General features: G+C 52.2%; 11 protein-coding genes. 6 read left to right on the top strand and 5 right to left on the bottom strand.

Annotated features, from left to right (window positions below):
* Positions 1 to 268: 268 nt before the first annotated feature.
* From M2403_RS15075 to M2403_RS15060, 4 genes are all read right to left on the bottom strand, one after another.
* Complete coding sequence (locus M2403_RS15075; RefSeq protein WP_259229833.1) at positions 269 to 1,249, bottom strand: LacI family DNA-binding transcriptional regulator; 981 nt, start codon at positions 1,247 to 1,249, stop codon at positions 269 to 271.
* A 110-nt stretch (positions 1,250 to 1,359) separates the two neighbouring features.
* Positions 1,360 to 2,505: a Gfo/Idh/MocA family protein gene (locus M2403_RS15070; RefSeq protein ID WP_259229832.1), complete on the bottom strand. Its 1,146-nt coding sequence runs from the start codon at positions 2,503 to 2,505 to the stop codon at positions 1,360 to 1,362.
* A complete protein-coding gene (locus tag M2403_RS15065) occupies positions 2,498 to 3,571 on the bottom strand; it encodes a sugar phosphate isomerase/epimerase (protein ID WP_259229830.1) in 1,074 nt (357 codons plus the stop codon). Before M2403_RS15065 ends, M2403_RS15070 begins: the two co-directional genes overlap by 8 nt.
* Before the next feature lie 13 nt (positions 3,572 to 3,584).
* Complete coding sequence (locus M2403_RS15060; protein WP_165060332.1) at positions 3,585 to 4,829, bottom strand: MFS transporter; 1,245 nt, start codon at positions 4,827 to 4,829, stop codon at positions 3,585 to 3,587.
* Between the two features lie 248 nt (positions 4,830 to 5,077).
* Here M2403_RS15060 and M2403_RS15055 point away from each other — a divergent pair, with 248 nt between their 5' ends.
* From M2403_RS15055 to eagI, 6 genes are all read left to right on the top strand, one after another.
* Positions 5,078 to 5,755: an SDR family oxidoreductase gene (locus tag M2403_RS15055; RefSeq protein ID WP_165060330.1), complete on the top strand. Its 678-nt coding sequence runs from the start codon at positions 5,078 to 5,080 to the stop codon at positions 5,753 to 5,755.
* Between the two features lie 280 nt (positions 5,756 to 6,035).
* Positions 6,036 to 7,277: an MFS transporter gene (locus tag M2403_RS15050; protein WP_208950793.1), complete on the top strand. Its 1,242-nt coding sequence runs from the start codon at positions 6,036 to 6,038 to the stop codon at positions 7,275 to 7,277.
* Between the two features lie 289 nt (positions 7,278 to 7,566).
* Entirely contained in the window at positions 7,567 to 9,297 is a 1,731-nt protein-coding gene (locus tag M2403_RS15045; RefSeq protein WP_152323867.1) for an ABC-F family ATP-binding cassette domain-containing protein, read from the top strand.
* Between the two features lie 347 nt (positions 9,298 to 9,644).
* On the top strand, positions 9,645 to 10,394 hold the full coding sequence (locus M2403_RS15040; RefSeq protein ID WP_152323866.1) for a pirin family protein: 750 nt from the start codon (positions 9,645 to 9,647) through the stop codon (positions 10,392 to 10,394).
* Positions 10,395 to 11,369: 975 nt separating this feature from the next.
* Positions 11,370 to 12,614, top strand: coding sequence for a tryptophan permease (mtr, locus tag M2403_RS15035; RefSeq protein ID WP_259229821.1), 1,245 nt, complete (start codon positions 11,370 to 11,372; stop codon positions 12,612 to 12,614).
* Positions 12,615 to 12,799: 185 nt separating this feature from the next.
* Positions 12,800 to 13,450, top strand: coding sequence for an acyl-homoserine-lactone synthase EagI (gene eagI / locus M2403_RS15030; RefSeq protein ID WP_152323864.1), 651 nt, complete (start codon positions 12,800 to 12,802; stop codon positions 13,448 to 13,450).
* Here the strand turns inward: eagI and M2403_RS15025 are convergent.
* Positions 13,416 to 14,177 carry a LuxR family transcriptional regulator gene (locus M2403_RS15025; protein ID WP_152323863.1) on the bottom strand — a complete coding sequence of 254 codons (762 nt, stop codon included), beginning with the start codon at positions 14,175 to 14,177 and terminating at the stop codon, positions 13,416 to 13,418. The genes eagI and M2403_RS15025 overlap by 35 nt on opposite strands.
* Positions 14,178 to 14,292 lie beyond the last annotated feature (115 nt).

The raw sequence follows: 14,292 nt of genomic DNA, 5'->3' as shown, positions 1-14,292 counted from the left end.
CACACTCCTGATCATCATCCCACCTACGTTTTGTAATCGATTACTTTTTAAGTGTAAATTTTGTAATCGATTACAAAATGAAGGAAGTAAGTATGCTTTTAAAATCTCACCTCTCAGGCGGATTGTTAGTGTTGTGTTCTCTGGCCGCTTTGCCTGTACATGCTGCGAAACCGGCCTGCGATAAACAACTTCCTACAAAAACCTGAGCAAAGCGCTGTCAGCAACAGAGAAATAATGGAAATGCCCGCCTCGCTGCGGGCAATTTAACTCAGGCACTCGCGCGTACAATAAAATGCCAGTCCATCATCAGGCGTTCTGCCGGATATTCGGGGTTATCGATTTTTTTAATCAGTAAGGAAACCGCCTGCCGGCCAATATCGCGCGAGGGTTGTTGGATGGTCGTGAGCTGCGGAGAAACCATTTCGGCCAGTTCGGTGCCATCAAAGCCAATGACCGCAATATCCTGCGGAACCTTCAGCCCGGTCTCCCCGATAGCACGCATCGCGCCTGCGGCAAGCGTGTCGGAGACGGCAAACACACCATCAGGTTGTTCTGCGGCTTGCAGCAATTTTTCCATCGCCGCTTTTCCCGCGCTAAAACTCAACTCGCTGGCATATTCAATGGCTTCATAACCGTGCTCTTGTTCCTGCATCACCGTTTTGTACCCCTGTTCTCGCAGCCGGGCATATTTGTAGCTCAGGTCGTGGTTGATAAGTGCAATACGACGACAACCGCGGGCAAGCAGATGCCGGATGGCAAACTCGGAGGCGTCGGTGTCACTGATCCCGACGCAGGAAACGTCCCCCGTATCCGCGTATTCGGCGCACTGCACCCACGGCATCTGACCGATCATACTCGTCAGTTCGGGGAGTTTGGAAAAGGCATCCATGGTGATAATGCCGTCGACCATTTTGCCGGAAAGCAGACCGAGGCTGGACTTAGAGCGTTCGATGTCGGAGCCGGAATTGCACAAAAGAATACGGTAGCCGTTCTTTTCGGCTTCTTCTTCAATGCCTTTCACAACATCAGCACAAAACGGATTGGCGATATTCGAGACCATCACCAGGATCATTGAGCTTCTGGACGTTCTCAACTGGCGGGCCAATAAATTGGGCTGGTAGTTACTTTCCCTGATCGCTTCCAGTACACGTTCGCGGTTTTTGCTTTTGACGGAATCGCTGTTATTGAGTACACGCGATACCGTTGCCACCGAGACACCGGCCAGTTTGGCAATTTTCTGAATCGACATAACGACAACACATCCTGCGGTCTGCTCTTTTTTGCCAGAGGCTACCACAGATCGGAGATGGCATGAATGGAAGCCCGGCGTTATCTGTGCGCCGGGCGTGAAGAAAGGACTTAAACCCTTACCCAGCGCTGCTGCCGGTGACTTTGCAAAATGGCATCGACAACGGACATCACGCGGGCGCCTTCATAAAAAGTGGCAAACGGGCTGTGATCTTTGGCCGGTGGACGCCCTTCCCTGACGGCAGTATAAAACTGCAACATCATGTTCCTGAACGCATCCGGCCAGCCTTCAATGTGCCCGCCGGGAAATTGCGCGCTGTGAACCACATCGGCATTCATCAAACCCGGATCGTCCGTTAACAACTGATTCGGCTGCGCGCGCTGCCCTACCCAAAGTTGCTGCGGTATTTCCTGATCCCAGGCCACTGACGCCCCGCTGCCGTTCACTTCGAAACTCAGCCGGTTTTTACGGCCTGCGCTGACCTGCGAAACATGGAAACAGCCTTTACTGCCGTCATCAAACCGCAGCAGCACAAATCCCATATCTTCGGTTGTGACCGGCCGGTCTTCATAATGCGTATCAGCCTCTTTGGCGGCAAACGTTGAATCGCCCTGCACGGTAGCTTTGCGCGTGGGCCAGACGATAGAGAGATCGGCCATCACTTCGGTGATGCGTTTGCCGGTGACAAACTGAAGCGTATCGCACCAGTGCGAACCGATATCCGCGATGGCCCGCGAAGCGCCGCCCTGAGCCGCATCAACGCGCCAGTTATAGTCCGTTTCCAGCAACATCCAGTCCTGCAAATAACTGCCGTGCGCCGAAAATAACTTCCCGAGTTGCCCCTGACGCACCATGCTCGCGGCCTGCTGAACCATCGCGAATTGCCGGTAGACAAAACTCACGCCGTGAACGACACCCGCGTTTTCTGCCATTGCCACCAACTCCTGCGCCTCCTCCGGCGTCATGCACAAAGGTTTTTCGCTGAATACGTGTTTCCCGGCGCGAAGGATCTTGCGGTTAATCTCCGCATGCAGATGGTTCGGCGTGCAGTTATGCACCACGTCCAGGCCGGGATGTGCCAGCAACGCGTCGATATCACTGTACGCATGCGGGACATTCAGCTGTCCGGCTTTTTTCTGCGCGGCCTCAAAAGGCGTATCACACAACGCGACCACATTGACAAATCCCAGCCGTCGTAACGCTTCGAGGTGCGCAGGGCCGATAAAACCGGTGCCGATAATGCCGACATTAATCATGAAAAACATCTCCGCCCAGGCCGAGCATCCGGCGTGCCTGCTGGCGGTCATTCTGGCCAGCAGCAAAATCATCAAACGCCCGTTCTGAAACCGGAATGATGTGACGACGGATAAACTCACTGCCTTCACGCGCGCCGGTTTCGGCGTTTTTCAGGCAGCACTCCCATTCCAATACTGCCCAGCCGGAATAATCGTATTGCGACAATTTGCTGAAAATACTTTTGAAATCAATATCGCCATCGCCGGGCGAGCGAAAACGCCCCGGTCTGTCAGCCCAGTTCTGATAACCGCCGTAAACACCACTCTGGCCGCTGGCGGCGAATTCCGCGTCTTTAACATGGAAGGCTTTGATACGGTCATGATAGCGGTCGATGAAGTCCAGATAATCCATATGCTGAAGCCGCAGATGGCTGGGGTCGAAGAGAATATTGCAGCGGGGATGGTGATTGACGTGCGCCAGAAAACGCCCGAACGTCACGCCGTCATGCAAATCTTCGCCCGGATGAATTTCAAAACATACATCCACACCGTGCTGATCAAAACAGTCCAGAACGGGCAGCCAGCGCTGCGCTAATGTGGTAAACGCCTCTTCCAGCAAGACCGCATTATGCGGCGGCCACGGATAAAAATACGGCCAGGCCAGCGAGCCTGAAAACGTCGCGTGCGCCGTCAGCCCGAGTTTTTCAGAGGCTGCCGCCGCCTGTTTTAACGCCTGCGTCGCCCACGCCTGACGCGCTGAAGGGTTTCCGCGCACCGCTTCCGGTGCAAAATTATCAAACGCCAGATCATACGCCGGATGCACGGCCAGCAGTTGTCCTTCGAGATGGGTAGAAAGCTCGCTGATCACCAGCCCGTGCCGCGCCAGCGTGGCGGTAATTTCGTCACAATATTCCTGACTGGTTGCCGCTTTCGGCAAATCAAAAATGTGCGGATGGTTGCACGGGATCTGCAACGCTTTATAGCCCAGCGCCGCGGCCCATTCCGCCAGGCCTTCTAAAGTGTTAAACGGGGCTTCAGCCCCGATGAACTGCGACAAAAAAATGCCCGGTCCTTTAATGGTTTTCATTGCACCTCCTGAGTTACTCAACACGCTCTTTCTCGTCATATCTGAACGAGAAGAGGAAAATTAATGCGATAACCGCAGCGGAAATCGCCGGGATCCACCAGAACGTCACCCACGCCTGCGGCACGGTTTGCCCGGCGACCAGACGGTTATAAAGCGCACCGGAAATCTGCGACCCCAGCAACATACCGATGCCGTAGGTGAACATGACGATCATGCTCTGCGCCTGACCTTTCACTTTTTCCCCTGCCACACGGTCGGTGTAAATAAACCCGACCACAAAGAAGAAGTCGTAGCAGACGCCGTGCAGCAAAATCCCGATATAGAGCAGAAAACGCCCTTCCTCGCTGACGCCCAGCGCAAAGAAGGCATAACGGACAAACCAGGCGAGCATGCCAATCAGCAGCATGTATTTCACGCCCAGACGGCGGAACAGCAGCGGGATCACCAGCATGAAGAAGATTTCTGACATCTGGCCGAAGGACATTGCGGTACTGACATCCGCTATACCGGTATCCGCCAGATACGACGCGGTGTACGCGTAGTACGTCCCGAGCGGCACAGAGATCAACATGGCGCAGAGCGAGAACACAAAGAAATGACGGGTTTTCAGCAGTGCAAAGGCATCAGCACAAAACAGATCGCGCAGTGCAAACGGCAGGCCTTTGGCGGGGGCGGGGGTATGTGGCAACGTCAGGCTGTAAGCCGCGAGCACCACGGAGCACACCGCGGCGATCGAGAAGATACTGACGCTCGCCGAGACGCCGGTCACTCCGATAAAAATCCCTGCCACAATCCAGCCAATCGTGCCGAAAACGCGCACCACCGGGAAACTTTTATCGATGTTTTTCAGGCTGTGGAAAGAGATGTTGTTGGTCAGCGCCAGCGTCGGCATGTAGCAAAGCGTGTAACCGAACAACAACGTGATGAGCAACGTACCGTTTTCTGCGATCAGCGCCTGCGGCACAAACCACAAGATCACCGCGCCCGCCAGATGCATTACCGCCATCACTTTTTGTGAGGGGAAGAAACGGTCGACAAGCATCCCGAGCACAAACGGCGATAAAATTGACGCGATCGGCCCTGCCGAGAAAGCATCGCCGATCAGCAGTGACATGTTGTGATGCGCCATCACCAGCCCCAGCGTCACCGACCAGCTTCCCCAGATAAAGAACTGTAAAAACATCATCAGTGATAAACGAGGCACCAGAAAACGGTGCCGGATATGACTTTTTTCATGGCTTTCTAATGCTGACATCATTTTCGCCTCACAAAAAGTAATCGATTACAAAACGTGTTTTAGGAAAAGTAATCGATTACAAAATTATTATCCCGTGCTTCATCGCAAATTTGCGAGAAAGCTCACGATAAAAAATCCCGTCAGGAAAATCGGACTCCAGCCCATTGTTGCCAGCGGCGGGCTGTCCCATACTGAAACTCACGCTATGAGGTTTTACAGGTTTAATGAAAACTATAAATTAACGTTACGCATTGAATAAAAGGATGAATATGACTGACTCTAAAAAAGCATTGATCATCGGCGCTTCACGCGGTATCGGTTTAGGTGTGGTGGACGTTCTGGCAAAACGTGGCTGGCAGGTCACGGCGACAACGCGGGCTGCCGTTCCGGCCAAAAGTCCGTCTTCGGTTGAATGGGTCAAACTGGACATCAATAAATCCGAAGCGCGGGAAGCGGTTAAAGACGCACTTTCCGAAAGCCGTTTTGATCTGATTTTTGTGAATGCGGGCGTATTTGGCCCTGACCATCAGGACATTCATCAGGCATCCGATGAAGAAATTTTACAGCTGCTTCTCACTAATGCCATTTCCCCTGTCCGCACCGCGGCTGAATTCCTTCCGCTGCTCAACCACCGCACCGGCGTGCTGGCGCTGATGACTTCTGAGCTTTCCAGCCTCAATGAGAATGAAGTCGCCACCTATCCGCTGTATTCCGCCAGTAAAGCCGCGCTGAATATGCTGACCCGCGGGTTGCAGGAAGCGACTGAGAAACAGGAACTGACGCTGTTGTCCGTCCATCCGGGTTGGGTGAAAACGGATATGGGCGGCGAAGATGCCACGCTGACCGTAGAAGAAAGCGCCACCGGGATTGCCGATCAGTTCGACGCATTCCGCGGCAAAGGCGGCCATCACTTTGTGGAATATTCCGGCCGTAAACTGCGCTGGTAAATTTGCAGTTCCGCGCTTGCTGACGGCCTCACCGGAGGCCGTTTTTAATTCTAAAACACAACCATAATCCCCTCCCCGCGAACTCCATTCCTTCTTCACAATATGACGGCAGACTCCGTTATATGAAGATTTGCTGAACCTTTTGTGATGTTTCTCTTTTATGGTAAAACTAGCCGGTCGGTTGGTTGTTAATAATTTGTACACACAATAATTGCCGGGCTAACTTATTCCAAAATAAGGCTCAGACGCGGCGTATAAACGTTTTTTTCAGGGATTTATCATGCCTCCTGCTTCCTCAGCGGATTCAGATTCACTGTTACAACATCGTTCATTTGTGGCGTTCTGGATAGCGCGCGCCGCGTCCAGCTTTGGTTTTCAGATGCTTTCCATTGTGGTGAGCTGGCAAATCTATTCCATCACCGGCCGGGCGTTTGATCTCGGGCTGATCGGGCTGGTGCAGTTTTTCCCCTCTGTCGCACTGGCGCTGGTCGCCGGGCACGTCGCCGACCAGTTTGATCGCCGCCGCGTCGTCTTGCTCGGGCAAATCGTCGAATGGCTGGCGATTGGCGCGCTGGCCTGGTTATCGCTCACGCATCACGTTAATGAAGTGATTGTGCTCGGGCTGATTTTCATTATTTCGACCGCCAAAGCGATGGAAGCGCCGTCGTTGCAATCGATGCTTCCGGCCCTGGTTCCGCCGCATTTACTGGCACGCGCGATGGCGGCAAACAGCGTTTCCGGCCAGGCGGCGGCGATGGTTGGCCCGGCATTGGGCGGTTTTTTGTATGTCGCCGGGGCGGGCGTGGCTTATTCGGTCTGCGCCGTGCTGTATCTGCTGTCGATCCTGATGGTCAGTCGTTTACGCTATGAACAGGCACCTCCGCGCCGTGTTCCTGCCACGTTCAAAACCCTGTTTGCAGGCATCAGTTTTATCCGTAACCGGCCGGACGTTCTGGGCGTGATTTCGCTGGATTTGTTTGCCGTACTGCTGGGCGGCGCGACGGCCCTGTTGCCAATTTTCGCTCACGATATTCTGCACACCGGCCCGTGGGGTTTGGGCTTGCTGCGCGGCGCGCCTGCAGTCGGCGGGTTAATCGTCGGATTCTGGCTGAGCCATCGTGCACTGAAACGCAATGTCGGGATGACTATGTTTACGGCGGTGGCCGGTTTTGGCGTCGCGACGTTAGTTTTCGCCTTCTCAACGTCGTTGTGGCTTTCCATGCTCGCACTCTTTGCACTCGGCGGTTTCGACATGATCAGCATGGTCATTCGTGGCGCGCTGGTTCAGCTGGACACGCCGGACGATATGCGCGGCCGCGTCAGCGCCGTGAATTCCATTTTCATCAATACCTCCAATCAGCTTGGCGAGTTTGAGTCGGGTTTACTGGCTGCCTGGGTCGGTGCAGTGCCCGCTGCGGCGATTGGCGGCGTCGGTACGCTGATCGTGGTGGGATTATGGATGACCTGGTTCCCGGCCCTGCGTAAACGGCAGAAGCTGGAAAATGATGCGGTGACACCGTAACGCTTTGCGGGGTTTCCGGGACTGGAACAATTTGGAAATCCCCAATATAATCCGTTCATTCATTCACCAACTGAATACATAAGGAGGATTGCCATGCTGACCCGTGAAGTTTTTTTAATTTCACTCGTCCTTAGCGATCGTCACTGCTCAAGCGTTACCGGTATCGTGCTGCGATAACCTGCTTGAGCGAAGCTAACTGACAATCTGAGAACTTCCCTCCGGCTTACCGGTTATCGTCGGCTTTATTGACGAGAGGCATTTTTTTGCCTGTAAAACTTGAGTAAGCACCATGACATTATTATCTGCACAATCCTTATCCTTCGATAATTCCTTCGGCCCTTTGCTGACGGAAATTTCTTTCGGTCTGAAAAAAGGCGACCGCATCGGGCTTATCGGTCATAACGGCTGCGGGAAAAGTACCCTCCTGAAAATCCTCAACGGCGAACTGGCGGCGACGTCCGGCCAGCTGACGCTGGCGACCCAGTGCATTATGGCGACGGTAGAACAACATCTTCCGGCCGCATTGCAAGATGCGACGCTGATTGATGCGGTGCAAAACCATTTACCCGGCAGCCTTCATCAGCCGGAAAGCTGGCAGGCCGAAGTGCTGCTCGCCACGCTGGGCTTTGGGGAAAAAACCTGGAGTCTGGCCGCAGGTACGCTCAGCGGCGGGCAACATACGCGGCTTATGCTGGCACGTGCGCTGGTCCGGCAACCAGATTTACTGCTGCTCGATGAACCGAGTAACCATCTCGATCTGCCCACGTTGCTGTGGCTTGAACAGTTCCTGCAAAACTGGGGCGGCAGCTTTGTGCTGGTTTCCCACGACCTCAGCCTGCTGGACAGCGTAACCAACTGCACCTGGATCCTGCGCGACAAAACGCTGCAATTTATCCGTCTCCCCTGCACGCAGGCGCGTCAGGCGCTGGCCGAAAAAGATGCGGCGGACGCATTACGACGCAGAGCAGAGCAAAAGGAGATCGACCGTGTCACTAAAAGCGCCAAACGGCTGTCCGTCTGGGGCAGTATTTACGACAACGAAGGTCTGGCGCGCAAGGCCAAAAAAATGGAAAAACAGGTTGACCGGATGAGGGAAGAACAAACCGATGTCACCGCGGGCAATCAGTGGCAGTTGCGGCTGAGCGGAGAAGCCTTACCGGCGGATCGCGTACTGGCGCTTTCTGCCTTACAGATCCGGCCCGCCGCGGATGCGCCGGTCTTGTTTGAACTTGGCGAACTGCGGGTGAAAAGCGGCGACCGTATCGCGCTGGCAGGCCGCAACGGCTGCGGAAAATCATCGCTGCTGCACCATCTGTGGCAGGCTTACAGTCAGCCGGAAACCACCGCTGAGGGCGTGATGTTTCATCCCAAAGTGCGTACGGGCTATTACGATCAGAGCCTGCGGCAACTACAGGATGAGGATTCGCTGTCGGATGCGCTGGCACATTTTGCGCCGCTGACCGAAGAACAGCGGAAAATGGCGCTGATCGGTGCTGGTTTTCCGTATCTCCGCCATCAGCAAAAAGTCAGCACGCTGAGCGGGGGCGAGCGTTCGCGGTTGCTGTTTACCGGTCTGATGCTGGCGAATTACTCGCTGTTGCTGCTCGATGAGCCGACCAACCATCTGGACATGGAAGGTAAAGAGGAGCTGGCAGAAACGCTGAAAAACTTCAGCGGCGCGGTATTGCTGGTTTCTCACGACCGGACGCTGATTGCGCAAAGCTGCAACCGCTTCTGGCTTATTCATCAGCAACGGCTGGAGGAATGGCACAGTCTCGCGCCGGTCTGCGCGATCCTCGCCGATATTCCGGTGGCGAATACCCTGGCTGCGGAAAAACCACAGGTGGCTACATCTGCGGTTCCCGAAACCGAAGAGGAGCACTGGCTGGCGACGCTGCTGGAGCTGGAAAGTAAACTGGAAGAAGATCTGGCGCGAAAGCCCAGACATCAGAAACCGGAATTACAACGCCAGTGGCAACAGCAAATCGCCGAACTGAATGCCTTACTGGAACTGAGCTAACGTTTAAATATTTCCCCTTTAAGGCCGCAGAAATGCGGCCTTTTTTCGCGCCAGCCTATCGTTTTTACCCGCGGCGGTTATGCTTAAAAAGCAGAAATATATTACCGGTTTGATTTAGCGACGCCGGAGAAGAAAGCGTTCTATTTAGGCAATAAGCAAAGCGTGATTTCCTCGCCCAACTATATTTTCAACGGCACGGGCGAGCGCCACGCCTTCGGCTTTCCTGAGGATATTCTTTGAGAAGTAAGCCCGGCGTAAGGAAGATCCGCATTCTTAACAAAAAGATCACACCCTCTTCGCCTCCTTGATAGACTGGCCTGAGACTAAAATAAGCTGCCGGAGAAAACATGTTTAACGTATTACGTGCTGAACCCAAAACGACTTTCGAATACGGCCCTTTCCGGATCCGGCGTATGCGTCCGGGGCAGATCCTGCCTGAGCGCGGTGACGATGCTTTCGGCCCGCTGAGTGTTATTGACCACGCGAATCTCGAACAGGGGACGCTGGTGAAAATGCATGAGCACAATAACGACGAAATCCTCAGTTATATGTGGCGCGGTTCGATGGTTCACGAAGATTCTGCCGGCAACCGCGTTCCACTTTCACCGAAAAAACTGATGATGATGAATGCCGGGGAAAGTTTCTGGCATGAAGAATCCACGCCTCTGGTTTCGGCTGAGATGTTGCAAATTTTTATCCGCCCGCGCAAAGCGAATCTTGAAGCCCGCGTGCAGTTTATGGAACGTCGGGACGGCCCGAAACAAAACGCATGGACGCTGATTGGCGCACCGGAAGGCATTGAGTCTCCGCTGGAAATCCGCCAGGCCATTTACGTTTACGATATCCGTCTGGACACTGACACGACGATTGAAATCCCCACGCATCCGGGATTTGCGCAGTGGCTATACGTGATGGACGGCGAAATTACGATTGGCGGTCACACGCTGGGTAAAGGTGACGCAATCAGCGACGAAACCAGCGCACTGACGCCTGCAACGGCCACAAAAGAGACGACGCTGGTGTGTTTTCTGGTGTATCTGGATGCGGAATCCGTTCTGGAAGGCACTATCAGCGGTAAGTTCGGTAATGTGAAATAAGGCGACAGGCCAGTGTTACGAATAATCCGAGATATTACAGTGCCCTGAATGAAAAAGCCCCAGCAAGTTATTGCCGGGGCTTTTAAGGTACTATCAAATTAGTATTTAACATTCATCAACTTAATTACAGATACTTACTTCTACAGATGTACATCGTTTCACAGGATATATTTTTGAAACCGGTTAACGCTATCCTCCTATAATATTATGGAATAACATCGCTATCCTGTTCATTTCATTCAGCCTGGTTTTTCATGTCAGGATAAATGAGTACATCACCCTCGCGATATAGACTCTTTGATGCGTGGCCTTACTCTCTTCGCGATATTCTCGATTTCAGACTTACGTACCCAAATCGCGAACATTACTCTTAATTACAAGGCGTTACATCATCGCGCTTTCGTCCACATAATGCGATTGCACAGATTTACCGCGTGGCCTTAAAGCATCATCTCACAGACATTCAAATATCGCCTGATATTGAATCACCCAAACAAAAATACTTCGTGGCCTTTATCGCATCTCATTACTGACAAGTTTATCAACTTGTTAAATGCACCGGGAAATAAAATCTTCACTTCATTTCTCTGCGGGGCTGACTTCTAATTTACTCGTTATGAGCAGAGTGTCAACACTGTATTTAAGCACAGGTTTTTACTCCCTTTTTTGATAAGTAATAATAATGAAAAATGTGATCTGCACCAGATATAGGGGTTAGCGTTTTAACCTAAAAAATCAACATTTTCATATTTTAGAAACATCTCAATTCACGCCCTGCCCGGCATCTTCGCCAATGCGCTGTTTTGTACCAGCAAACTAGTTCAACAGTGTACATCCGGCACAAGATGCACTATATTGCGGCGCGTAAGGCTAACAAGGCAGGATAAAACTGCGATTTTTGGTCAATTCCCCTATCAATTCTTTTACAGCAATTCTTGAACGAATCGTGATAAAAGCCACGCGAGGAACCGCACTATGGCGACGCTTTCCGTGACCACCCCACAACGCTCGGTGCTGGGTGGCGCAATGATTATCGGAGGAACCATTATTGGTGCCGGGATGTTTTCCCTGCCGGTGGTGATGTCCGGTGCCTGGTTTTTCTGGTCTGTCGCGGCACTGATTTTTACCTGGTTCTGCATGCTGCATTCCGGCCTGATGATCCTCGAAGCCAACCTGAATTATCCGGTAGGATCGAGTTTCAACACGGTGACCGGCGATCTGCTGGGCAAAAACTGGAACCGGATTAACGGCCTGACCATCGCCTTCGTGCTGTATATCCTGACGTATGCCTATATCTCAGCCAGCGGTTCCGTGCTCCAGCATACGATGCGCGAAATGTCGGTGAACTTCTCCCCGCGTCTCGGCGGGCTGATAACGGCGCTTGCCGTGGCGTTTATTGTCTGGCTGAGTACCCGCGCGGTAAGCCGCATGACGGCAATTGTGCTGGGCGCTAAAATCATCGCGTTCTTCCTGACGTTCGGCAGCCTGCTGTGGCACATCAAGCCGGTGAATTTACTCAACAGCGTTGAAATTAATCCAAGTTATATGCCTTACGTGCTGGCGACGCTGCCATTCTGCCTCGCGTCATTTGGTTATCACGGCAATGTGCCGAGCCTGATGAAGTATTACGGCAAAAATCCGCAGATCATAAAAAAGTGCCTGCTGCTGGGCACGCTGATGGCGCTCGGGCTTTACATCATCTGGATGCTGGGGACGATGGGGAACATACCGCGCCCGGAGTTCATCGGCATTGCGGCCCGTGGCGGCAACATCGACGTGCTGGTACAGTCACTGAGTCAGATCCTCAACAGTGAAGGATTAGATCTCCTGCTGACGGTCTTCTCCAACTTTGCCGTCGCCTGTTCATTCCTCGGTGTGACGCTCGGCCTGTTTGACTATCTGGCGGATCTGTTCGGGTTTGATGACAGCCGAACCGGACGCTTTAAAACCGCACTCGTGACGTTCATCCCGCCCATCGTTGGCGGCGTGATTTATCCGGATGGCTTTATCTATGCGATCGGTTTTGCAGGTCTGGCGGCGACCGTCTGGGCAGTCATCGTTCCGGCACTGATGGCTCGCGCATCGCGTCAGCGCTTTGGCAGCCCGCTGTATCGCGTATGGGGCGGAAATAAAATGATTATGCTGGTATTACTGTTTGGTGTGCTCAATGCGGTCGTACATATTTTTTCCAGCGTAAATCTGTTACCTGTTTATCACTGAAAGCGCATAAATATCGGCATCTGGCCATGTCTTAGCGGCATGGCTTTTTTTTGTTTTACATCACAAACTCCCCTCATAAATAAATTCCCCCTACAGACGGTGATTTATTTGCCGATTGTATATTGTAATAATCAATTCAGATGCCAAATATAACCCTTCGACCGTATTCAAAATCAGGAAAAAAAATGCTGGAAATTTTCGATGTGAGTTACAACGACCTGACAGGCAAACGTTCGGATGATCTCTACAAACTGAGGAAAAAAACGTTTAAAGACCGCCTGGACTGGGCCGTTCAGTGCAGCAATGACATGGAATTTGATGAATTTGATAATGCCGACACGCGCTACATGCTGGGCATTTACGACAACCAGCTGGTGTGCAGCGTGCGCTTCGTTGATTTACGTCTGCCGAATATGATCACCCATACTTTTAACCGGCTATTTGATGACGTGAAATTACCCGAGGGTGATTATATCGAATCGAGCCGATTTTTCGTGGATAAGAACCGCGCAAAAGAATTACTCGGCAGCCGTTTCCCGATCAGCCATGTTCTGTTTCTTTCGATGATTAATTATGCGCGCCATCACGGACACACCGGAATATACACCATTGTCAGCCGGGCGATGCTGACGATTGCGAAACGTTCCGGCTGGGAAATTGAAGTGATCAAAGAAGGTTTTGTCAGCGAAAATGAGCCTATTTACCTGCTCCGTTTGCCGATTGATTTGCATAACCAGGGCATCCTTGCCCGACGTATCAGCGATCAGTCCGAAGCCTCGCTGGAAGCGTTATGTGAATGGCCTATGTCTTTGCCTGTGACACCAGTACAGGTTTGATGAGTTCCAGTTCAACGCCAAGCCGGATTGCCTGCTTGGCGTTAATAACCCCCAGCTTTTTCACCACGTTAGCCATGTGATATTTCACGGTTCGCGTCGTGATGTTGATGATCTGCGAAATCTCATCGTAGGTTTTCCCCATGCTCGCCCAGTGCAGCACTTCATTTTCTCTCGGTGAGAAAATCGGTTTCCCGCCCGACACCAGCGATGGCGAAATCTGAGATGAACGCGCCGCGCTCTGGTTAAGCATCAGCATCTTCTCGTGGGTTTTGATCAGCAGGCATTGCAGCTTATCCATATCCTGCGCGACCCTATTTTCCGGCCCTTTATCCGCGCCCGCTTCCATAATCAGTGACAGCATGCCCAGATTATTCATGTGGTCATGAAGCACGAAAGTGAAACCGTTCGCGATATTATATTTCTTCGACAACGAGAAAATTTTGGATGATTTTAAATCAGAAAGCACGGTAAGATTTTCATCCCACGCGAACGGCGAAACACGTTTAAGCGCGGTCAGAACCACCGGGTCGATATGCTGGTAATTATGCGATTTATAGATATCGGCCCATTCATCCGGATAGCTGGTGACGACAAAGATGTCGACCGGATTTCTTTTATTGATCACCAGATAGGTGTATTTCAGATTGCCGTAAGGAAGTAATTTCCTTTCGAGATAATCACGTAACGTATCGATAATTTTTTCATCATTTCTAACACGCGAATGCATTCCTCTTCCCCCCTGGCTGACGCGGCTTCCCTTTTGATTTTCGTGGTCTTTCTGTCACAAAGTACAGTGCACGATTACACCTTAGTACAACTATCGGGTTGCGTCTCCCCCCGTA

This window comes from Rahnella sp. BIGb0603 (assembly GCF_024808755.1).
Lineage (GTDB): Bacteria > Pseudomonadota > Gammaproteobacteria > Enterobacterales > Enterobacteriaceae > Rahnella > Rahnella contaminans.
The sequence above is the reverse complement of the archived record's forward strand: the minus strand, read 5'-3'. Positions and strand labels throughout refer to the sequence as shown.